Source organism: Agrilactobacillus fermenti, from assembly GCF_021030645.1.
Lineage (GTDB): Bacteria > Bacillota > Bacilli > Lactobacillales > Lactobacillaceae > Agrilactobacillus > Agrilactobacillus fermenti.
Genome location: NZ_JACGCJ010000006.1, coordinates 42,591 through 64,423, shown reverse-complemented (window position 1 = coordinate 64,423; position 21,833 = coordinate 42,591). Strand labels below are relative to the sequence as shown.

The window sequence follows — 21,833 nt, the reverse complement described above, 5'->3', positions numbered from 1 at the left end:
TTAAGCAATGCATAAAGTAACTGCAGTTGGTAATTGGCTAAGTAAATGGTTTACCTTATTAGTTATTATTTGGGCCGCAATCAACTATTTTGTACCTCAAATGAGTTTGTGGATCGCACCCAAAACTTCTATCCTGTTAGGGATAATTTTGTTCGGCATGGGGCTAACCTTAAAGAAAGATGATTTTGCCAGGATTTTAAAACGACCAGTACCTGTTGTTTTAGGAACTGTCGCACATTATCTAATCATGCCAGCCATTGCCTGGGTTCTTTGCTTGATCTTTCAGCTTAAGGGCATGACTGCTGTGGGCGTTATCCTAGTTGGTTCATGTCCAAGTGGAACTTCGTCTAGTGTTATGGCCTTCTTGGCAAAGGGCGACGTTGCCTTAGATGTTTCTATTGAAGCACTATCTACTTTATTGGCGCCTGTCATGTTACCACTACTGCTGAAGATCTATGCGGGCAAGTATGTCGCTATTCCAACGACCCAATTATTTTTAAGCACACTTAAAATTGTAGTGATCCCAATTATTTTGGGTGTCGTGGTTCATACTTTATTTGCCAAACAGGTTGAAAAGGTAACGCAAGTCCTACCCCTGGTTTCACAACTAGCTATTTTAGCCATCATCGGTGCTGTTTTTGCGGCGAACCATAATGAACTTTTCTCTGCGCAAACAGCCTTAGTTATCCCAGTCGTTATGTTACATAATTTAAGCGGCTATGGTTTGGGCTTCTTGTTCAGCAAGTTGATCCGCTTGAAACAGCCACAGCAAAAAGCGATTACTTTTGAAGTCGGTATGCAGGATTCAAGCTTAGGCGCCACCTTAGCGATGAAGTATTTTTTGCCAGCTGCAGCAATCCCATCAACGATCTTTTCGATTTGGCATAATATTTCCGGATCGATTTTATCAAGTTGGTGGCGGCAGCATACGTTGGTTACGGCAGACGAATCGGCGGCAACTGAATTAGCAACAGATCCGTCTACGAATTAGACAGTAATTGGAAACAAAACGTTATCTGTTTTGGACTCTAAGGTATAAAATTTGAAAATAAAGCCACCAAAATTAGATTCTTTCAGTCTAACTTTGGTGGCTTTTATTTGGTACTGACCGTTTATTTTTCTAGGTCCAATACGACGAAAACTTCACTATCTTCGATTGCTTTCATATAATGAGGATCGCCTTTTTCCATAACAGCGATGCGGCCAGGATAGAGCTCCTTAGGACCATCAGCTGTCCCAAATTCAATTCTACCTTTGACCGGAATCACGACACCGTGCGCAGGTGCGGGATGTAACGTAATCTTATCGTTTGCTAGGCCTTTCGGTAAGATGCGATGGCCAATACGTTGATGGCCTTTATTATAAACATGTTCGTGTACTAAAGGACCTTGTTGTCCGTCAATGATTTCCATGAAAAACACTCCAATGTTATTTATTTATTGCTCTTCCAATCTAAAACTATAAGAAAGGGCTGTCAATGGGCGCAATATTTATCGAGCAAAACTTAAAAATTAAGCAAACTTTTTGTTAAAATTCTTTCTTTTTTTAGTTGAAGCGGTTACACTATAAGCAAGCACGATATTGGTATAAAAACATTTGCTATTTAGGAGGCTAATTATGGACGTACAAATTCCAACGACCTATGAGGGCGCAACTCGGTTATTACGATCAATGCAACGTAAGGGTATAGATATTGGTCTAAACCAAGTTATCGAAGATGCGGTAGTCAATTTTACCCAATCGATTTGCGATGAAGGCCTTGAGGGTAGCTATGTCAGAGTACATTATGCCGATGAAGAATTAACCATTACGGATGATGCTACGGATGAAGTGGAAACAACGATTTCAGCACCAGGCACATGCAACTCTTTCCAATCGGCTTTCAGACGCGATGCACCAAAGCTGATGCATTACTTAGAGACACAAGTACACGAAGCATTAACCAAACACCAAATTCATTGATTCGGATAATTTGTGAGAATGAGATAAAGGGCATTACCTTTTTGGCACATGGTTAAATAATAAATAGTGGTGTGACTGGGATAGAACTAACGTTTTGTTTTCAGTCACTTTTTGTTTGCGAATAATTAAGTTTTAAATGTGTTCCACAAAGCAACGTCCTCACCTAACCGCTGATGGCTCAAATGGAAAACCCACCATTTTTCGCAATTCTTATTAGTGCTCGGGTGCTGAGCGCTTTTTGTCTCACGCTTATCTCTGTTTATTTACAAACAAACGAATAGAATAAATAAAATAATATTCGTTTAATTTCGAATAATATGTTGACATTTTTCTGAAAATCAGTTATTTTTAATGAGTAAACGAACGATGGCCATCTAGTTTACCAAAACATTCAGGAGTGTGGATCACATTGGCAAATATTTTTGCAGATATCAACGTAGCACTTGAAACATTAAAAAATGGCGGGATGATTATTTTGGCAGACAATGAAGATCGTGAAAATGAAGGCGATATTGTCGCTTTAGGTGAAGGAATTACAGCTGAAACAATCAACTTCATGATCACGCATGCAAAAGGATTGTTATGTGCACCAGTGAGTGCTGAACTTGCTGAAAAACTTGGTTTTAAGATGATGGTAGATAACAGCACTGACCCTAACTTGACGCCATTTACCGTTTCCACAGATGGCGAATTCGAAGCGACAGGGGTAACCACAGGTGTTTCTGCACCAGACCGGGCAGCAACGATCAGTCACTTAGCTGATGCTGATGCCAAACCAACACATTTTAATCACCCAGGACACATCTTTCCTTTGATCGCCAAGCCAAAGGGTGTGCTAGAACGTGATGGTCATACAGAAGCTGCCGTTGATTTAGCAAAAATTTGTGGTAAAGCACCAGTTGGCGCGATCATTGAGATCATTAAAGAAGATGGGACAATGGCACGCCGGGATGATTTAGCAGAATTCTCTAAAACTTGGAATATGCCAATGATCACAATTGATCAGATCAAAAACTATTTACGTGAACAAGCCAACGTGACTGCTTCTTAAAACGTTTGGTTTTCAAATATAACTCATAAAAATGCAGAGTGTGACAAAAAGCGTTCAGCGGCCGAGCACTAACAAGAATTGCGACAAATGGTGGTTTTGCCATTTGAGTAATTCGATGTTAGGAGAGGCCGTTGCTTTTTGGAACACGTTTAGAATTAAATTATTTGTAATATAAAAATGCGCCAACTTCAGACAATAATATGTTTGAAGTTGACGCATTTTTATATTATTCGATCGCTTAATTCTTAAACGAGTGGATTGGTGCGGGTATGCGGCCGCCGCGGGCAATAAACTCAGCGGGGCTACTTGTATTAACCGCCATGACAGGGGCATGGCCAAAGATACCGCCGAAGTTAATATCATCACCAACGTCTTTACCCGTTGCTGGGATCACACGGACAGCAGTCGGTTTATTATTGATCACACCGATAGCAGCTTCATCAGCGATCATCCCGCTGATCACTGCGGCAGGTGTATTGCCAGGAACAGCAATCATATCCAGACCCACCGAACAAACGGCCGTCATGGCTTCTAGCTTTTCAATGTTGAGGTGTTGGTTCGTTACGGCTTGAATCATCCCACTATCTTCAGAAACAGGAATGAAGGCGCCCGATAACCCACCCACATGCTCACAGGCCATGACACCGCCCTTTTTAACGGCATCATTTAACAGGGCCAAGGCAGCAGTAGTACCAGCCGCACCGACACTCTCCAAACCCATCGCTTCTAAGATCTCAGCGACAGAATCACCTCTAGCTGGCGTGGGTGCTAAGGAGAGGTCCACAATCCCAAAAGGAACATGTAAACGCTGGGCCGCAAGGGTGCCGACAAATTGACCCATGCGGGTGACTTTAAAAGCTGTCTTCTTGATGGTTTCGGAAACGACATCAAAAGGAGCACCCTTAATTTTCGTCAGGGCATGTTTAACGACACCAGGACCGCTAACGCCCATATTGATCACACAATCAGCCTCACCAACTCCATGAAATGCCCCCGCCATAAAGGGATTGTCTTCAACAGCATTGGCAAAGACGACTAAATTCATACACTTAACTGGGTCAATTTCAGCTAGCTGCTTGATGACACGGCCCATCTCTTGAACAGCATCCATATTGATGCCCGAACGCGTAGCGCCAATATTTACAGAGCTGCAGACACGACTCGTTTCGTTTAATGCTTGGGGGATAGATTGGATCAAGCGATGGTCACCTTTGGTATAACCTTTGTGCACCAAGGCAGAAAAACCACCGATGATATCTACTCCGAGCTCTGTAGCTGCTCGATCTAAAGTTTTAGCAAAGATGGTGTCGTCTGTGACATCACTAGCACCGGCGACAATAGCTATGGGCGTAACAGAGATACGCTTGTTGACAATGGGAATCCCATATTCCATTTCAATCGCTTTAGCGACAGGCACTAAATTTTTGGCATAATGAGTGATTTTATCGTAGATTTTCCTAGCGGCTGCTTCAGCATTAGGATCAATACAATCTAGTAAAGAGATGCCCATCGTGATCGTACGAATATCTAGGTTTTCTTCTGAGACCATTTGGATGGTCTCTAGGATTTGTTTCTCCTCCATGTGAATGCCCCCCTATAACTTTTGAATCGCATCGAAGACTTCTGAACGTTGCACGCGGATCACCACGCCAATTTCAGTGCCCAACGCTTTCAATTCAGTCTGGATCTGAGCTAGATTCGGCGTATCTGTTTTTATTTCACCCATCAAAATCATCGTGAAGTTCGTTTGCATCAATGTTTGGGAAATATCTAAAATATTGACCTTTAAGTCAGCCAGCTTACGACTGACTTTGGCAACAATACCAATTTGATCTTGACCAATAACGGTGATCACAATTTTCATATTTGGCCCTCCTAGGCTTTGGGATGAGAGCCATAAGCCCGTTTAGACTTATAGCCTGCTTTTAAGATCATCTTCATATCGGTAATATGGCGCTGTTTGGTTGCCTCTGCTTTAGCGCCAAAGATATAACGCGCCCATTCACGCTGATAACCGGTAGTTAGGCTATCAAAAAAGGCTTGGACATCGGCATCCTCTTGTAAAAGTTGAGAAACTTTTGGAATATCAATTTCGTAATCAGCTAAAGTTTTTTTATCAGCCACAGTGGTCGCATCCTTTGTTAAATTATTTGGTTACTACTAATTTACTCAATTTAATAAGTGGAAGCAATCCAATTAGTCAACGGGTGTGGACGCATGAAGATCTTTGTGCTCAACGGTGTCCGGAAAGCGGGGCTGTTTATTGCGTGGGGTCAACTTCAAAGCACAAAACGCGCCGACAATCGCTAATACGCCGCAAACGGCATACGCGATATTGATCCCATGCAGTTGGGCTAAGCGAGCACCTAGACGCGTGGTGTTTGTGCGCGCAACAAGACTCATCACCGTAATCAAACTAGCTGTGCCAACCGAACCAGAAACTTGGCGGATCGTGGTGTACATCGCTGATCCGTGGGGAATCAGTTCTCGAGGTAAGGCATTAAGTGCTTCAGTTTGCAGTGGCATTGTGACCAAACCAATTGCTAAACTGCGCACCGATTGACTGATAATGATATAAGGAATACTGGTATTTTGTTTTAAGTTTGCGAATAGGAAAGTACTGACTGCTAAGACAAGCAAACCACTAAAACTAAGATATTTGGCGCCATACCGATCATAGAGATTACCAGAAATCGGCGACATGATTGCCGTAATAATGGCACCTGGTAAAAGCACGAGCCCAGAAATCTGAGCCGACTGATTCTGAACATTTTGAATAAATAATGGTAATAATAAAGTGCCGCCATATAATGCCATCATGACAAAAATATTGGTGACCACACCTAGTGTGAAATTTCGATATTTGAAAACGTCGAAGTTTAATAATGGCACTGGCCGCTTCAACTGCAAACGGATGAAAGCAAAGATAATTGCTGCACCAATGAAGATCAAGCCGATGACCGACCAAGTGAGCCAGTCGCCATCACCAGCGTTGCTCAGTCCGGCTAATAAGCTTCCCATACCAAGAATAGACAAGCTGATACTAACTATATCGAACCGTTGCTTAGTAGTTTCACCGTAGTTTTGTAACAGAAAGGCGGCTAAAATCACGTCGAGAATAGCTAAAGGTGTGACCATGTAGAACAAGTACCGCCAAGAGAAATTTGTGACAATATAGCCTGATAAGGTAGGGCCAATGGCGGGCGCAAAGTTCATGGCTAACCCGATAAAGCCCATGGCGCGACCGCGACGGTCAATTGGAAAGATACGCATCGTAATAACATTCATTAAAGGAATTAAAATGCCTGTACCAGCTGCTTGGAACATGCGCCCCATAATTAAAATCCAGAATTGAGGTGCTAGGCCGCCTAAAATAGTACCCACAGTAAACATAGTCATAGCGGTCAAATAAAGATGCTTAGTTTTGAAGCGATTCATTAGAAAAGCTGTCAAAGGGATCATGACCCCATTGATCAACATATAACCGTTAGCTAACCACTGACCTTGGCTGGCAGAGATGCTAAATTCGCGCATAATACTAGGTAGTGCGACGTTCATTAAAGTTTGGTTCAAGAAACCTAAGAAGTTTCCGATCATGACGATCAACAAAATGTTGCGGTCACGACGTGTGATGTTCATTGATAAACCGCCTCCAGTTTTTTTATAATTTTTAATTGAATCGTTAAGTACTGTTCTAATTCTTCCGTATCTAAGTCTAATAAAGCTGTTAATTGCTCATAAAATTCGGCGTAAGCTGAAATGGCGAGTTTGGAGCCTGTTTGGGTTAGATGCAAGGTCAGTTGTCGTTGATCGGCAATTTTTTTTTGCTTATAAATCAGCTTATTTTTCAGCAGTCGATCAACAATTCCGGAAACCGAACTTTTTGACAGATGCAGCTGGGCGGCTAATTCATTCAAATTTAAGCCGGGATGTGTCTTGAGAATCTCTAAGGTCAATAGCTGGGTGTAAGTGACTTGCCGCTTATTAGCAACTTGAGCTGATAGCTGACGGGTCACGCGGCGAAGCTGGCGATTTTGTGATAGCACTTTTTGAAGCAATTCAATTTGTTTTTGAGTCATACGGCCTCCTTTTTCAAATGGTTCGCATACGAACAATTAAAGTGATATTGTCCGCCCATTTGCATTTAAAGTCAAATATACCTCGGCTTTGCGGTGTTTACATGAAAATTATGCTATTATTATTCCTATGATATTCGGTTTGAAATCTGGTTTGATAATTAAGGAGTAGATATGGCACCAAGAATTCTAGTGACGCGTCCCCAAATGAGTCTGCCGCCAAAATTGCTGACAGAGCTGTTATTAGCACAGGCAGATTTTGTGAATTTACATGAATTAAAGCCGGTGCATTTACACCAGAAGGCTATCAATCAACTTTACCAAGCAGACATGTTGGCAGTCACGAACCGTTATGCTTTAGAAGCGGTTGCGCCATTTTTTCAAAAACGGTCGGTCAAACCTAAGATCGCGACCACCAGTCCAATAATTGAAACCTTTGCACGTAAACAAGGATTCAATACAGTGATCTTAAGCCGCAGTGAGCAACAAGATTCATTAGCGACTATGTTGCGCGCTCGCATGTTTGCGGATGAGGCCGTTTTATGGTTGCGGTCAGATATTTCAAGGAAATATCACCCGCTGAATTTAAATAAGCCGAACTGGCAAGCCTTAACAACTTATTTCTATCATATAAGTTATGAAACGAGTACGAATTTAAGACGTCTGTTGCGAACCAAGCACTACACACATATTTTGATATCTGATCTGCCGGCTTTTGAAAAAATTATTGCTCTGGAACCAGATATTACTGCCATCTTTGTCACCTTAAATCACCGCAGCGCACAAGTTATTAAGTCACAAGGCTACCGCGTTATTTTTCCCCATCGAAAGAATGAACCAGCTTTGGAAATGGCCGTGAAAATGATCGTTTGAATACAGTGAAATTTGACAACTTTTATTGATAAGGGTACTATTTGCTAGTCAATTATTTTGATGATTGAAATAATTTTAGGAGGTTTATCTGTGGCTAAACTCTCAACAACGGAGATCACGAAGCTGATTCCAGAGCAACATGAGCAGTTGATGGTAGATCAGGTTCTGGAGACGGATGCACAACATATTGTGGCACATCAATTCATTTCAGAAGATGCGCCTTATTTTCAAGGCCATTTTCCTAGTGAGCCAGTTGTGCCAGGTGTGTTACTGGTCGAAGGCCTACAGCAGTCAACGCGGTTATTTTTAAAACTCGAGGCACCTGATTTAGATGTCACACTGCAGGCTTTGAGTCGAGTGAAATTCCGCAAAACGGTTGCGCCCGGAAGTGAACTTACCTATGATGTGCAGTTGGTCGAGCGTACGACACAGACATTGACTTTCAAAGGCATTGTCTTTTTGGCAGATCAAAAAGCATGTCAAGCAAAGATTATTTTTGCAGTCAAAGGTGGTCACCCTAGTGTCCAATGAAATTGAGAAGCGGATCAACGATAAACTGGTAAAAGCTTATCGAGATATTTTGACGATTGAGGAACAAGCACTAAAAACGGGGCCCTTTAGTGACCTGTCAATCAAGGAAATCCATACGATCAATGCGATTTCTTTGCATCAGCATAAGACCAGCTCAGAAGTTTCCCGAGAATTATCCGTACGTCCGGGAACACTGACGGCTACGATTCATAATTTGGTCCGTAAAGGTTATGTACAACGTGCACAAGGCAGTACAGATCGGCGCATCGTTCGTCTTGGTTTGACGCGTAAGGGCCGCTGTGTTTACCGCCTACACGCTGAGTTTCACAATAAAATGGTTACTTCGTTTTTAAACGGTTTCTCAACTTCAGAAGTCAGTTTGATCGAGCGAGCAGTTGATAATTTGATCGAGTTTTTAGAGCGTGATCGGCGCTTAGTTGCCAACTAAACATTGCAGATAAAGGAAGGGACAATCTTGCTAAAAATCACCCAAACAGCACATTATGTACCAAGCAAAGTCGTCACGAATGATGACTTGTCTAAAATGATGGATACAAACGATGAATGGATCCGAACGAGAACCGGTATTCGGCAGCGCCACGTTGTCACTGATGAAGATACCACGGATTTGGTAGTCAATGTTGCCAATGAATTGATCCAAAAAGGTGGCATTTCTGGTGCAGATATTGATTTTATTATCGTTGCGACTGCCAGTGCTTCTGAAGCTGTGCCAACCGCTGCTGCTGAAGTACAAAAGGCAATTGGTGCCAGTAAAGCTTTTGTATTTGACCTTAATGCCGCTTGTTCCGGCTTTATTTATGGGATGAGCGTATTGCGTGGCCTATTTACAAATCCTACATATAAGAAGGGCATTTTAATTGGCGCTGAGGTATTATCCAAATATACAGACTGGTCTGATCGGACGACTGCTGTGCTGTTTGGCGATGGCGCTGGTGGTGTTTTGGTAGAAAAGGATGCTGCCGCTGGCAATATGTTCCTAGGTGAAGATCTGTTAAGTATGGGTGACCTTGGTGATAAGATCACTATGGCCGGAACGACTAACGAGTCGCCATTTAATGATGGGGCAACCGCTGATAATCCTGGAAAATGGGTCACGATGGATGGTCGTGCCGTCTATGCCTTTGCAACACGTAATGTTCCGAAGTCAATCGAACGTGCTTTAGCACAAGCGGATTTAACTTTAGATCAGATTGACTTATTCGTCTTGCATCAAGCCAACTATCGAATTGTTGAGAGTATCGCCAAACGATTAGGACAACCAATCGAGAAGTTTCCTATGAATATTGCTAATTATGGGAATACATCTGCTGCCAGTGTGCCAATCTTATTAGATGAATTAAATGCTGCTGGTAAGATCAAACGCGGTGACACCATTGCTTTAAGTGGCTTTGGTGGTGGCCTAACATTGGGTACTGAAATTATTAAATTTTAACAAACAAATTAAATTAAGGATGGTAATTAAACATGGCTAACAACGAAGAAACATTCAAAAAAATTCAAGAAATCATTGCAGATCAATTAGATAAAGAACCTGAAGAAGTTAAGATGGAATCTAATTTTAAAAACGACTTTGATGCTGACAGCTTAGATATCTTTGAAATTATCAACGAAATCGAAGATGAATTTGACGTTAAAATCGAAGCTGAAGAGGGCATCGATACGGTTAAAGATCTCGTTGAATTTGTCGAAAAACAAGCTTAATTAAGGAGCCTGAAGTAATGAAAGCTACGCCATTTTTTCAAGAACTTGGCATTAAGTATCCTATCATCCAAGGTGGCATGGCCTGGGTCGCTGATGGTCAATTAGCTGCTGCTGTTTCAAATGGCGGTGGGTTAGGCATTATCGGCGCTGGAAATGCACCAGGAGCCGTTGTGGCTGAACAGATCAAAGTGGCACGTTCATTAACGGACAAGCCGTTTGGTGTCAATGTCATGCTCATGTCGCCCTTTGTTGAAGAAGTTATTGAAGTTGTTCTCAAAGCTCATGTCCCAGTTGTGACGACGGGTGCTGGTAATCCGGGGAAATACATAGATGATTTTAAGGCGGCAGGCAGTAAAGTTGTCCCAGTTGTGCCCTCTGTTGCTTTAGCCCGAATGATGGCTCGCATCGGTGTGGACGGCGTTGTCGCTGAAGGCGGCGAGTCTGGTGGTCATATTGGTCAATTGGCGACATTGCCGTTAGTACCACAAGTTGTTGACGCTGTGGACATTCCAGTTTTTGCTGCTGGTGGGATTGGCGACGGTCGTGGTGTGGCTGCTGCCTTTATGCTAGGTGCAGCTGGTGTTCAAATGGGCACACGCTTTTTAGCAGCCAGCGAAACCAATATTCATGAGAATTATAAAAAAGCTGTCATCAAGGCTAAAGATATTGATACGCAAGTAACTGGACGTTTTGCAGGCTCACCGGTACGCGTTTTGAAGAATAAAATGAGTAAGAAATTCCTGAAGTTAGAAAAAGCAGAAGCTCAAAAACCGGAACCTGATTTTGCTAAATTAGACGAATTAGGCAATGGTAGTTTGCGCCGTGCTGTCCAAGAAGGCGACAAAGAAACCGGCTCATTTATGGCTGGTGAAATTGCCGGTATGGTCAAAAAAGTACAACCAGCTGCAGAAATCATTCAAGAAGTAGTTGGTCAAGCAGATCAACTTTTATCTGATGCAGGGAGATTTGTTTAATCATGAAATTAGCTTATCTTTTTTCAGGTCAAGGGTCTCAATATGAAGGTATGGGCCAAGATCTTTATGATAACTATCCCGAATATCGAACGGTGATCGATGCTGCTAGTCAAGCTTGTGGGTTTGACATTCAAGCTAAAGTGCAAGATCCGGCAGCTTTAGCCAATACGGCGACGTTACAGCCGATGGTTGTAGCAATGAGTCTAGGCGTTCATCAATTACTGGCACCACAGTTACCTGTAGCACAAGCGCACTTAGGCTTGAGTTTAGGGGAATATAGTGCCTTGATCGCAGCCGACGCGATGACGTTACAGTCTGGCATTCAGCTAGTTACGAAGCGTGGTCAATTGATGCAAGCAGCCAGTGAAAAAACAGCTGGCAAAATGGTTGCCGTAATGACCAAAGATCATGAGCGCGTGGCGTCGATCTGTGCGGGCATTACCGATCATGGGTTTGTAAGTATCGCCAATTATAATACAGCGAAACAAGTTGTAATTGGTGGAGATGCTGAAGCTGTTGACCTAGCTCAAGGTCTATTGGATGCTGACGGATTCAAAACAATTCCATTAAAGGTGGCTGGTGCATTTCATACACCTTTGATGACTTATGCGGCAGCCAATTTAGCAGCCGATTTACGGCAAACGGCTTTTCAAGACCCACAGGTACCAACAATCAGTAATACGACAGTAAAACCGTTTGATCATGTGAACTTGGCTGAGACATTGATTGACCAGATCACCAACCCGACACACTTTGCCCAATGTTTAGTGCAATTAGGGGCGTTGGGTATTGATACACTAGTTGAAGTCGGTCCGGGGCACACGTTGACTGGTTTTACCAAAAAGACGTTGAAAGGTGTTAAAACTTATCATGTTGAAAACCAGGCAAGTTTAGAGCAGACGATCACGGCGATCCAAGGAGCGATGTAAACGTGAATTTGACAGATAAAATTGTATTTATTACTGGTAGTTCTCGAGGCATCGGGTTAGCGATGGCGCAAGCTTTTGCTCAAAAAGATGCGCAAGTTATCCTAAATAGTCGTCACGAGCTCAAACCAGAGGTATTGCAGTTGTTTGAAAAAGCAACGCATCAGCCAGGACAGGTACTTGGGGATATCAGTGACCCAGAACAAGCCCAAAATATGATCAAAACGATCAAACAAACCTATGGACAATTAGATGTTTTGATCAATAATGCTGGCATTACCAATGACAAAATGTTGTTGCGGATGACAAGTGCTGATTTTGAACAAGTATTACAAACCAATCTGGTAGGCACGTTTAATGTTTTGCAACCAGCTTTGAAACTAATGTATAAGCAAAAAGCAGGGACAATCATTAATATTGCCAGCGTTGTCGGTTTGACGGGCAATATTGGCCAAGCAAACTATGCTGCCGCTAAAGCTGGTATTTTGGGTTTAACTAAAACAACGGCTTTAGAAGGGGCTTTACGCGGTATTCGCTGTAATGCTATTGCTCCGGGTATGGTGGCCACCGATATGACAGATGCCCTTAGCGAAAAAGTCCAAGCAGAATTAGTCGCTAAAATACCATTGAAACGAGCAGCAAAGCCTGAAGAAATCGCACACACCGCTATTTTCTTAGCTGAAAATGAATACATCACTGGTCAGACGATTACCGTTGATGGCGGTATGGTCATGCAATAAAATAGAGTGTGACAAAAAGCGGTCAGCGACCGAGCACTAACGAGAATTGCGAAAAATGGTGGGCTTGCCATTTAAGCAATTCGACGTTAGGAGAGGGCGTTGCTTTTTGGAACACGTTTAAGGAGCAGAAGACAAAAAGCGGTCAGCGACCGAGCACTAACGAGAATTGCGAAAAATGGTGGGCTTGCCAGTTGAGCAATTCGACGTTAGGAGAGGGCGTTGCCTTTTGGAACACGTTTGAACCGAATGATTTGTAACAAGCAAGTGGCTAGAAATCAGACAGCAAGGTTGATGCTAGTCGCAGCCATTGTTTTTAAGATAAAGAAGCGGAGGAGTTACTTTGCGTAGAGTTGTTGTTACTGGCGTTGGTGCTGTGACACCGATCGGAAACGACGCGCCGACTTTTATTGATAATATTTTTGCCGAAAAAGTTGGTGCCGGACCAATCACGAAATTTGATGCCTCAGATTTGAATGTCACTTTGACAGGAGAAGTAAAGGATTTTGATCCAGTCGTCCGATTACATAAAAAAGATACAAAACGAATGGATCTATTTTCCCAATATGCCGTTTATTCAGCAATTGAAGCGATGACAGATGCTGACTTTGACGAGAATACAGTGGCAGATGAACGACTAGGGGTTATTTTTGGTTCGGGTATTGGTGGTATTACAACCATGACTGAGCAAGTTGTTAAGATGAACAATAAGGGTGCTGATCGCGTATCGCCAATGTTTATTCCAGAAGCGATTGCCAACATGGCAGCTGGCAATATTGCGATGCGTTTTAATGCCAAAAATATGTGTCAGTGTATCGTGACTGCTTGTTCTTCTTCCACAGATGCAATTGGTCAGGCATTTCACCATATCCAATCAGGACGAGCAGATATGATGATTTCTGGCGGTGCTGAAGCGGCTAACAACGTGATGGGTGTTGCTGGATTTGCAGCATTAACGGCAATTACCAAAGCAACCGATCCAAAACGTGCGTCGATTCCATTTGATAAAGATCGAGCTGGCTTCTTATTATCTGAGGGTTCTGGGACTTTAGTTCTGGAAGACTTAGAACATGCGCTAGCACGCCATGCCAAAATCTATGGTGAGATCGTTGGTTACGGCAGTATGTGCGATGCATATCATATGACTTCGCCAGATCCAAGTGGCCAAAGTGCGATCAATGCGATGAAGCAAGCAATCGATGAAGCCGATATTTTACCAGATCAAATTGGCTACATTAATGCCCATGGGACCAGCACCAAAGCCAATGACTCGATGGAAGCGCAAGCAATCCATCAGTTATTTGGTGAAAAATCACAGGCCTTGGTTAGCTCCACTAAAAGTATGACGGGCCATTTGTTAGGGGCAGCGGGTGCAATTGAAGCAATTGCGACTTTGGCTGCTTTACAAAAGGGCAAGCTGCCAGTGAATGTTGGCTTAGAAACGCAAGATGAAGCGTGCCCAGTTAATCTTGTAACGGAAGCAAATCAAACACAAGATGTGGATTACGCCATCAGCAATTCCTTTGGTTTTGGCGGTCATGATGCCGTGTTAGCAATGAAGAAATGGCGTGGGGTGTAAAAGATGGACCAAGAGACATTATTTAAACTACTAAAAACATTTGATGATTCTTCTGTTCGTGAGATGGACTTAAATTTTGACGGGGCACATATTTATTTGAATAAAAATGAAGTTGCAACCCGTGCGGCCGCTCCAACCTCGGCAGCAGTACCAGTAGCAACAGCAGCGGCTAGTTCTGAAACGCAAGGTAATGCCACAGCTGCGGCGGCCCCAGCCTCAAAAAAAGACGATTCGGCTAATTTTAAAGTGCTCAAGGCACAGTTGGTCGGAGTGGTATATCTACAACCCGCACCAGATAAGGATAATTATGTTCATGTTGGTGATCACGTTAAAAAAGGGCAAACCGTTTGTGTTGTTGAGGCTATGAAGATGTTAACAGAAGTGAAAAGTGATTATAGTGGCACAATCGTCAGCATTGATGTGAATAATGAAGAAATGGTTGATTATGATCAACCACTCATGACGATCCAACCAGATTAAGGAGCTTTTTATGGCTGAAGTAGAACTTGATATTAAAAAAATCTTGCCTCATCGTTACCCCATGCTGCTAATTGATAAAGTAATTGACGTGCAGCCTGGCAAAAGTTGTCAAGCCATTAAGAACATCACTAATAATGAGGCTGTGGTACAAGACTACGCTGATGGGATTGCGCGTTATCCACAGATGTTAATGGTGGAATCCATGGCACAGGCAGGGGCAGTGGCTTTATTGTCTTTGCCAGAATTTAAAGGGCGAATTGCCTTTTTTGGTGGCATTGAAAAGGCTAGTTTTAACGGTTGGGCTTATCCAGGGGATACGTTGGAATTAGCGGTTGAGTTAACAAAGCTTAAGCAAAATGCAGGTATTGGTGAAGGTAGGGTTATGGTTGCTGGTAAGGAAATTTGTACCGCAACGCTAACTTTCTTAGTTTCTTAAAGGAGCAATTATATGTATCACAAGGTCTTGGTGGCAAACCGTGGTGAAATTGCCGTTCGTATTATTAGGGTTTTGAAAGAATTGAATATTCGTTCCGTAGCAATTTATTCAGAAGCAGACGTGAATAGTTTGCATGTCAAGTTAGCGGATGAAGCTATTTGTGTGGGGGGTGCCATGCCGGTATCCTCTTACTTAAATGAACGAAACATTCTCTCAGCCGCAATCTTAACGGGTTCAGAGGCCATTCACCCTGGATTTGGTTTTTTATCCGAAAGCAGTGAATTTGCCCAAATGTGTGCTGAATGTCAGATCGACTTTATTGGACCACGTCCTGAAACAATCGATTTGATGGGCGATAAAGCTAAAGCACGACACACAATGCATACCCACGGCATACCAGTGATTCCTGGTAGTATTGGTACCGTTGATTCCTTAGCTGAAGCTCGGAAAATAGCTGATTCTGTGGGCTATCCAGTTTTACTCAAAGCAGCTGCTGGTGGTGGCGGTAAGGGGATTCGGCGCGTCAATTCCGCTGATGAACTTGCAGCTGCCTTTCAAGATGCCCGGCGAGAAGCGAAAGGTGCGTTTAACGATAGTGCGATGTATCTGGAAAAAATTATTTCACCAGCGAAACATGTCGAAGTTCAAATTTTTCGTGATCAGCATGGGCAAGGGGTTTATTTTCCAGAGCGCGATTGTTCATTGCAACGGAATCATCAAAAGGTTTTGGAAGAAACACCGTGTCCTGTATTATCCGCTGAAGAACGGCAGCATTTAGGTGAGGTCGCATTACAAGCGGCGACGGTCATTGACTATATCAATACTGGAACAGTTGAGTTTTTGATGGACCAAGAACATCATTTTTATTTCATGGAAATGAATACTCGAATTCAGGTGGAACACCCTATCACTGAGATGGTTACAGGAGTGGATCTTGTAAAAACCCAGATTTTAGTAGCCGCTGGTGAAAAATTGCCATTTGCGCAAAATGATATTCAACTCAATGGCTATGCACTGGAATGCCGAATCAATGCGGAGGACCCTAAACGGAATTTTATGCCTTCTGCGGGACATATTGATTACCTTTATTTGCCAACTGGCGGGATGGGTGTTCGGATCGATAGTGGCGTTTATTCTGGCGGTGAAGTGTCGCCTTATTATGATTCGATGATCGCCAAGTTTATTACCCATGGTGATACTCGAGATGAAGCGATTGGTCGGATGCGCCGAATCTTAGATGAGTTGGATATTGAAGGCATTAAGTCTAATCGACACTTTCAACGTAAGTTATTGGATGATGCCAATTTCTTAGCTGGGAAGACCAATAATAGCTACATTGAACAATATTTCCTCAAAAACTACCTCAAGGATCATGCAAAGGAGGCGCCAAGCCGTGCATCTCTTCAAGAAAAAGCCGTACGTTGAAACGCATCCCCACCGCCAGCCGGAAAAACAAAATATGCAAAAAGTGCCAGATAATTTGTTTATCCAATGTCCTCACTGCAAACAGGGGTTTTATTATAAAAGCTATGGCGCCTTTCGCGTTTGTCCAAGCTGTGGTTATGGGTTGCGCTTAAAGGCGTTAGAACGCTTAGAAATGTTGACTGCCGATTATGCTTCTTGGGATGAAGATCTACAAACAAAAGATCCTTTGGCATTTCCTGGGTATGACGCTAAACTTCAAAAAGCTCAGGCACAAACGAATTTGAATGATTCGGTTTGGACAGGTCGTGCTCGGATTTCTGGGGCAGATATTGCTTTGGGGATCATGGACCCATTCTTTATTATGGGTAGTTTAGGGACGATTACCGGCGAAAAGATTACCCGTCTGTTTGAACGAGCAACTGAGCAAAAGTTACCGGTGGTTTTATTTACAGCCTCTGGTGGAGCACGAATGCAAGAGGGTATGCCAGCTTTAATGCAGATGGCAAAAATTTCGCAAGCAATTGCCAAGCATAATGAAGCAGGCTTGTTTTATTTAACCATTTTGACTGATCCAACGACCGGTGGTGTCACAGCTAGTTTTGCAATGCAAGGCGATATTATTGCGGCAGAACCGCATACATTAGTCGGCTTTGCTGGACGCCGAGTGATCGAACAAACAATTAATAAAAAATTACCTAAGGATTTTCAAAGTGCCGAGAATCTATTACATAACGGTTTCGTGGATACAATTATTAAGCGCGAGACTTTAGGGGCGTTTATTGCTCAAATGGTGCGACTAAACAAAAGGGAGTTGACGAAATAACGATGGCACAAAAAAATCGACCGGCAGCAGAAGTTGTGAAAGCTGCCCGTAGCGCTGACAAAATCACAACGCAGAAGTTGATTGATGGTCTGCTGACAGATTTCGTCGAACTCCATGGTGATCGCGGTTCTGGCGATGATCCGGCAATTATTGGTGGTGTTGGTCTATTGGGTGCACGGCCCGTCACGATAATTGCGACACAAAAGGGTGAAACTGTAGAAGATAAAATTGCCACCCACTATGGTGATCCCGAGCCAGAAGGTTATCGCAAAGCGCTACGCTTAATGCGGCAAGCGAATAAGTTTGGGCGCCCCATCGTGACGTTGATCAATACAGCAGGTGCCTATCCGGGTGCGGACGCTGAAGCACATGGTCAAGGAGAAGCAATTGCTGCGCTGCTAGAGGCGTCTTATGATTTAAAAGTGCCCTTCATCGCGGTTATCTTTGGTGAAGGTGGTAGCGGTGGTGCTTTAGCCTTGGCTTGTGCTGATGAAGTTTGGATGTTTGAAAATGCCATCTATTCGGTGCTATCACCGGAAGGGTTTGCATCGATTCTTTGGAAAGACAGCCAAAAAGCTGATGAAGCAGCTGATTTAATGAAGCTGACCCCCAATGACTTATTAGACATGAAAATAGTGGATCAAATTATCTCTGAGCCCACGAATCAAGATCGTTTGGTTAAAACATTGAAAAAGAAATTAATGTTAAAGTTAGCTGATTTAAGCGAGCTTGAACCTGATGACTTGATTGAAAAACGAGTGGCAAGATTCCGTCAGTTCTAAGAAATGAAGGTAGATTTATGGATACGAATTATGATGTTGTCGTATTAGGCGGCGGTGTTGGTGGCTACACAGCTGCCATTCAAGCGGCCAAACACCACTTAAAAGTTGCTTTGATCGAGGCACAACTTTTGGGTGGTGTTTGTTTGAATCAAGGCTGTATTCCAACAAAAACATACTTAAAGAGTGCTGAAGTATTACGTACAGTACAAAAAAGTGCCGACTTTGGTATACATAACGAACAGGCATCTTTCCAGTTTGATGAGATCCATCAACGCAAGGAAAAGGTGGTTACCCAGCTACGCCAAGGGGTGACCTATTTGATGCAAAAGAACAAAATTACAGTTATTTCTGGCTTTGGTAAATTACAAGATGGCCGGACCATACAGGTAACAACCGAGAAAACAACCCAAACGCTGCATTTTAAAAACTTGATTTTAGCAACTGGCGCTCAGCCCAAAACACTGCCTGGCATTGAAATTGATGGACATAAGATTGTGACTTCTAAAGAATTGCTTGAGCAAACGGATTTACCTAAGTCTATGGTGATCATTGGTGCCGGTGCAATTGGTTTGGAATGGGCCTCTTTACTAAATGATTTGGGCGTTGATGTCAATGTTTTAGAATATGCTGACCATATTCTGCCTACCGAGACGGTAGCTGCTGGAAGAGCCTTGTTGCCAATTCTTAAACGCCATGGGCTTAAAATCACGACCACTGCCAAAGTGCAGTCTGCAAAAATTGTTGCTGAGCAAGTGGTTGTAGGTTATGAAGATGCTCAAGGCAAGGCACAAGAATTGACGGCTGATCAAGTTTTAGTTGCCGTTGGGCGTCAGGCGCAAACGGAAGGCATGGGTCTTGCCGAAGCAGGAGTACAGTTAACAGCCAAAGGGACGGTTCAAGTGGATAACCATTATCAAACGAGTCTCCCCCATATCTTTGCAATTGGTGATTGTATTGATACGCTTCAACTGGCTCATGTTGCTATGGCAGAGGGCATTCATGCCATTGATTTCATCAGTGGGCAGTCGGTGGAGCCGATTGATTATGATCAAGTTCCGAGATGTATCTATACTTATCCCGAATTGGCTGTTGTGGGGCCGACTATGATTGCGCAACAAAAACAGGATCAAGTCAAAACGGGAACTTTCCCACTGCAAGCTAATGGCAAGGCCTTGATTGAAGGAGAAGCAGAGGGCCAAGTACAGGTCACCGTGGATACGACCACTGATGATCTGCTACAACTGATGATCATCGGCCCACATGCAACGGACATGGTCATGGAAGGCGGCTTGGGCTTATATTTGAATGCCTCAGCCACAGAAATCGGTGCCGCCATTCATCCCCACCCAACGTTATCAGAAGCCGTTCGGCAAGCAACATTGATGACGAAAGATTTGGCAACGGATATTTAGTAAGATTCAAAACCAGGCACAGAATGTCTAAAGGAGTGTGTAATATGACAGCTCAATTATTGGATAGTGGTTTATCCAAGACCACTTTACAGACAATTTATAAGCAAATTTTAAGTGCTAGACGGCTCGATGAACGATTGATTCAATTACAACGTACGGGGAAGACCTCTTTCAATGTTTCCGGCCAAGGTCAAGAAATTGGTCAGGCCGCTATGGTCGCTGCTTTTGATATCAAAAAAGATTATTTTCTACCTTATTATCGTGATATGACTGCTTTTATGCTGTGGGGCGCTACGATGAAAGATATTTTATTAGACTCATTTGGCCGCGCTGAAGGGCCTTCGTCTCATGGCCGCCAAATGCCGAATCATTATGGTGCCAAACATTTAAATGTGGTCTCACAGGCTTCAACGGTTGCCAGTCAATTTCCACTAGCAACGGGGGTGGCTTATAGTGCTCGGTTAGAACATAGTGATCGGGTGACGCTGGTAACGACCGGGGAAGGTTCTACGGCTGAGGGTGAGTTTCATGAAGCTTTGAACTTTGCTGGTGTGGCGAAATTACCGGCTATTTTTGTTATCGAAAATAATCATTATGCGATTTCTACTCCAAGTGATGAAGAATATGCTGCCAAAAGTCTGGCTGACCGTGGGGCCGCCTATGGTATTAAAGGTGTCGATGTCGATGGCTTAGATTTTACAGCGACTTATTTGGCTTTCAAAGATGCTGTAGCCCGGGCGCGGACTGGTGCTGGCGCAACTTTGATCAATATGAATGTGATTCGTTTGTTGGATCATACAAGTGATGATAATCAGCGGATTTATCGTTCTAAAGCTGAATTGGCTGCTTTAAAAGCTAAGGATCCTTTGAAGACCATGACACAACAAGTTTTGACCGAAGATATTTATACACAAGCTGAATTAGATGATTTAGAAGCAGCTATCAAAAAACAGATCAATGTCGCTACTGACCAAGCGGAAGCTGCACCACTCCCAGATGTGGCTTCATTAACAGAACAAGTCTACGCACCGAAAGAAAAGGGGAATGGTATTTATGGCTGAGATCGATTATTTACAGGCATTGAACCAGGCGATGGATGAGGAACTGGCTCGGGATGAAACATTGACGATTTTTGGTGAAGATGTCGGTGGTGTTAAGGGTGGTGTCTTCAACGCCACGCAAGGCTTGGCTCAAAAATACGGCGATGAACGCGTCTTTAATTCGCCTCTAAGTGAAGCCGAAATTGCTGGTTTAGCCATTGGCCTTGGCGTTACTGGACATCACGCCGTTGCTGAATTTCAATTTGCAGACTATATTTTGCCGGCAACGAATCAGATCATTTCTGAAGCTTCGCGGATGCGTTACCGCACCCAAGGCGATTGGACAGCACCCGTTGTCTTTCGGGCACCTTATGGTGGTGGCGTTGGTGGCGGCTTTTATCATTCTCAATCTACTGAGAAAGTATTTATGGGCCAACCAGGGTTACGCATTGTGACGCCTTCAACCGTACGGGATGCCAAGGGGCTACTTAAAAGTGCAATCCGCTGTGAAGATCCAGTTTTGTTCTATGAACATAAACGGTTATATCATAGTATCAAAGCAGATATTGATCCAGATGAAGAGATTTTGACACCAATCGATAAGGCTCAAGTGTTACGTGAAGGTGACGATCTTACGGTCATGAGTTATGGGATGACCTTACAATACGTGTTACAAGCCGCTGAAGCCTTAGCAAAAAAAGGCATTTCCACTGAAGTTGTCGATATTCGCAGCTTGTATCCACTCGATAAGGCAACCATCGTTGCAGCAGCGAAAAAGACAGGTAAAGTGCTGCTTGTTAATGAGGATAATCAACAAGGTGGTATATTAGGCGAAATTTCAGCCATTATTAACGAATCAGCTCTGTTTGACTTAGATGCTCCGATCCAACGCTTGGCCGGTCCTGATACACCAGCTATGCCTTATGCGAAGAACCTAGAAAAAGCATTCTTAGTTCAACCCGACGACGTTCAAGCAGTAATGGAAAAATTGGCACAGTTTTAGT

Annotated in this window: 26 protein-coding genes; 20 read left to right on the top strand and 6 right to left on the bottom strand. The window is 43.3% G+C overall.

What is annotated here, in order from left to right; genetic code table 11:
- The first annotated feature begins 7 nt into the window (after positions 1 to 7).
- On the top strand, positions 8 to 991 hold the full coding sequence (locus FHQ08_RS03215) for a bile acid:sodium symporter family protein (protein WP_230912953.1): 984 nt from the start codon (positions 8 to 10) through the stop codon (positions 989 to 991).
- A 121-nt stretch (positions 992 to 1,112) separates the two neighbouring features.
- Here the strand turns inward: FHQ08_RS03215 and FHQ08_RS03210 are convergent, their stop codons facing one another.
- Positions 1,113 to 1,412, bottom strand: coding sequence for a cupin domain-containing protein (locus tag FHQ08_RS03210; RefSeq protein WP_230912952.1), 300 nt, complete (start codon positions 1,410 to 1,412; stop codon positions 1,113 to 1,115).
- Between the two features lie 205 nt (positions 1,413 to 1,617).
- On the opposite strand from FHQ08_RS03210, the gene FHQ08_RS03205 reads away from it, so the two are divergent.
- The gene (locus tag FHQ08_RS03205) at positions 1,618 to 1,962 is read left to right on the top strand and encodes a hypothetical protein (RefSeq protein WP_230912951.1); all 345 of its coding nucleotides are present in this window, start codon (positions 1,618 to 1,620) and stop codon (positions 1,960 to 1,962) included.
- 409 nt (positions 1,963 to 2,371) lie between these two features.
- Positions 2,372 to 3,013 (top strand): 3,4-dihydroxy-2-butanone-4-phosphate synthase, encoded by a 642-nt coding sequence (ribB, locus tag FHQ08_RS03200; protein ID WP_230912950.1) that lies wholly within the window; start codon positions 2,372 to 2,374, stop codon positions 3,011 to 3,013.
- Positions 3,014 to 3,251: 238 nt separating this feature from the next.
- On the opposite strand, the gene FHQ08_RS03195 is transcribed toward ribB, so the two are convergent.
- The 5 genes from FHQ08_RS03195 to FHQ08_RS03175 all read right to left on the bottom strand — a co-directional run bounded on the left by FHQ08_RS03195 (position 3,252) and on the right by FHQ08_RS03175 (position 7,092).
- A complete protein-coding gene (locus tag FHQ08_RS03195; RefSeq protein ID WP_230912949.1) occupies positions 3,252 to 4,595 on the bottom strand; it encodes a PFL family protein in 1,344 nt (447 codons plus the stop codon).
- 12 nt (positions 4,596 to 4,607) lie between these two features.
- Positions 4,608 to 4,877 carry an ACT domain-containing protein gene (locus FHQ08_RS03190; protein WP_230912948.1) on the bottom strand — a complete coding sequence of 90 codons (270 nt, stop codon included), beginning with the start codon at positions 4,875 to 4,877 and terminating at the stop codon, positions 4,608 to 4,610.
- Between the two features lie 11 nt (positions 4,878 to 4,888).
- Complete coding sequence (locus FHQ08_RS03185; RefSeq protein WP_230912947.1) at positions 4,889 to 5,137, bottom strand: YdeI/OmpD-associated family protein; 249 nt, start codon at positions 5,135 to 5,137, stop codon at positions 4,889 to 4,891.
- Positions 5,138 to 5,209: 72 nt separating this feature from the next.
- On the bottom strand, positions 5,210 to 6,652 hold the full coding sequence (locus tag FHQ08_RS03180; protein ID WP_230912946.1) for an MDR family MFS transporter: 1,443 nt from the start codon (positions 6,650 to 6,652) through the stop codon (positions 5,210 to 5,212).
- Positions 6,649 to 7,092 (bottom strand): MarR family winged helix-turn-helix transcriptional regulator, encoded by a 444-nt coding sequence (locus FHQ08_RS03175; protein ID WP_230912945.1) that lies wholly within the window; start codon positions 7,090 to 7,092, stop codon positions 6,649 to 6,651. The genes FHQ08_RS03180 and FHQ08_RS03175 overlap by 4 nt, the downstream gene beginning before the upstream one ends.
- A gap of 171 nt (positions 7,093 to 7,263) precedes the next feature.
- Between FHQ08_RS03175 and FHQ08_RS03170 the strand changes: the two genes are divergently transcribed.
- The 17 genes from FHQ08_RS03170 (at position 7,264) to FHQ08_RS03090 (ending at position 21,832) form a co-directional block, all read left to right on the top strand.
- Complete coding sequence (locus FHQ08_RS03170) at positions 7,264 to 7,962, top strand: uroporphyrinogen-III synthase (protein ID WP_230912944.1); 699 nt, start codon at positions 7,264 to 7,266, stop codon at positions 7,960 to 7,962.
- A 90-nt stretch (positions 7,963 to 8,052) separates the two neighbouring features.
- Positions 8,053 to 8,493, top strand: coding sequence for a 3-hydroxyacyl-ACP dehydratase FabZ family protein (locus FHQ08_RS03165; RefSeq protein WP_230912943.1), 441 nt, complete (start codon positions 8,053 to 8,055; stop codon positions 8,491 to 8,493).
- Positions 8,483 to 8,941 carry a MarR family winged helix-turn-helix transcriptional regulator gene (locus FHQ08_RS03160; protein WP_230912942.1) on the top strand — a complete coding sequence of 153 codons (459 nt, stop codon included), beginning with the start codon at positions 8,483 to 8,485 and terminating at the stop codon, positions 8,939 to 8,941. Before FHQ08_RS03165 ends, FHQ08_RS03160 begins: the two co-directional genes overlap by 11 nt.
- Before the next feature lie 24 nt (positions 8,942 to 8,965).
- Positions 8,966 to 9,946: a beta-ketoacyl-ACP synthase III gene (locus FHQ08_RS03155; RefSeq protein ID WP_230912993.1), complete on the top strand. Its 981-nt coding sequence runs from the start codon at positions 8,966 to 8,968 to the stop codon at positions 9,944 to 9,946.
- Positions 9,947 to 9,978: 32 nt separating this feature from the next.
- Positions 9,979 to 10,215, top strand: a complete 237-nt coding sequence (locus FHQ08_RS03150) for an acyl carrier protein (protein ID WP_230912941.1) — start codon at positions 9,979 to 9,981, stop codon at positions 10,213 to 10,215.
- Between the two features lie 17 nt (positions 10,216 to 10,232).
- Positions 10,233 to 11,189, top strand: coding sequence for an enoyl-[acyl-carrier-protein] reductase FabK (gene fabK / locus FHQ08_RS03145; RefSeq protein WP_230912940.1), 957 nt, complete (start codon positions 10,233 to 10,235; stop codon positions 11,187 to 11,189).
- Between the two features lie 2 nt (positions 11,190 to 11,191).
- Positions 11,192 to 12,118 (top strand): ACP S-malonyltransferase, encoded by a 927-nt coding sequence (locus FHQ08_RS03140; RefSeq protein WP_230912939.1) that lies wholly within the window; start codon positions 11,192 to 11,194, stop codon positions 12,116 to 12,118.
- Positions 12,119 to 12,120: 2 nt separating this feature from the next.
- A complete protein-coding gene (locus FHQ08_RS03135; RefSeq protein WP_230912938.1) occupies positions 12,121 to 12,855 on the top strand; it encodes a 3-oxoacyl-ACP reductase family protein in 735 nt (244 codons plus the stop codon).
- 340 nt (positions 12,856 to 13,195) lie between these two features.
- Positions 13,196 to 14,431 (top strand): beta-ketoacyl-ACP synthase II, encoded by a 1,236-nt coding sequence (fabF, locus tag FHQ08_RS03130; protein ID WP_230912937.1) that lies wholly within the window; start codon positions 13,196 to 13,198, stop codon positions 14,429 to 14,431.
- Positions 14,432 to 14,434: 3 nt separating this feature from the next.
- Positions 14,435 to 14,911, top strand: a complete 477-nt coding sequence (gene accB, locus FHQ08_RS03125; protein WP_230912936.1) for an acetyl-CoA carboxylase biotin carboxyl carrier protein — start codon at positions 14,435 to 14,437, stop codon at positions 14,909 to 14,911.
- A gap of 10 nt (positions 14,912 to 14,921) precedes the next feature.
- The gene (fabZ, locus tag FHQ08_RS03120; protein ID WP_230912935.1) at positions 14,922 to 15,347 is read left to right on the top strand and encodes a 3-hydroxyacyl-ACP dehydratase FabZ; all 426 of its coding nucleotides are present in this window, start codon (positions 14,922 to 14,924) and stop codon (positions 15,345 to 15,347) included.
- A gap of 12 nt (positions 15,348 to 15,359) precedes the next feature.
- Complete coding sequence (gene accC, locus FHQ08_RS03115) at positions 15,360 to 16,772, top strand: acetyl-CoA carboxylase biotin carboxylase subunit (protein WP_230912934.1); 1,413 nt, start codon at positions 15,360 to 15,362, stop codon at positions 16,770 to 16,772.
- Complete coding sequence (locus FHQ08_RS03110) at positions 16,741 to 17,595, top strand: acetyl-CoA carboxylase carboxyltransferase subunit beta (RefSeq protein WP_230912933.1); 855 nt, start codon at positions 16,741 to 16,743, stop codon at positions 17,593 to 17,595. The genes accC and FHQ08_RS03110 overlap by 32 nt, the downstream gene beginning before the upstream one ends.
- Positions 17,596 to 17,597: 2 nt before the next feature.
- On the top strand, positions 17,598 to 18,377 hold the full coding sequence (gene accA, locus FHQ08_RS03105; RefSeq protein ID WP_230912932.1) for a carboxyltransferase subunit alpha: 780 nt from the start codon (positions 17,598 to 17,600) through the stop codon (positions 18,375 to 18,377).
- 17 nt (positions 18,378 to 18,394) lie between these two features.
- Positions 18,395 to 19,789, top strand: a complete 1,395-nt coding sequence (gene lpdA, locus FHQ08_RS03100) for a dihydrolipoyl dehydrogenase (protein ID WP_230912931.1) — start codon at positions 18,395 to 18,397, stop codon at positions 19,787 to 19,789.
- A gap of 44 nt (positions 19,790 to 19,833) precedes the next feature.
- Positions 19,834 to 20,850 carry a thiamine pyrophosphate-dependent dehydrogenase E1 component subunit alpha gene (locus FHQ08_RS03095; protein ID WP_230912930.1) on the top strand — a complete coding sequence of 339 codons (1,017 nt, stop codon included), beginning with the start codon at positions 19,834 to 19,836 and terminating at the stop codon, positions 20,848 to 20,850.
- Positions 20,843 to 21,832, top strand: coding sequence for an alpha-ketoacid dehydrogenase subunit beta (locus tag FHQ08_RS03090; protein WP_230912929.1), 990 nt, complete (start codon positions 20,843 to 20,845; stop codon positions 21,830 to 21,832). The genes FHQ08_RS03095 and FHQ08_RS03090 overlap by 8 nt, the downstream gene beginning before the upstream one ends.
- Position 21,833: the final 1 nt, after the last annotated feature.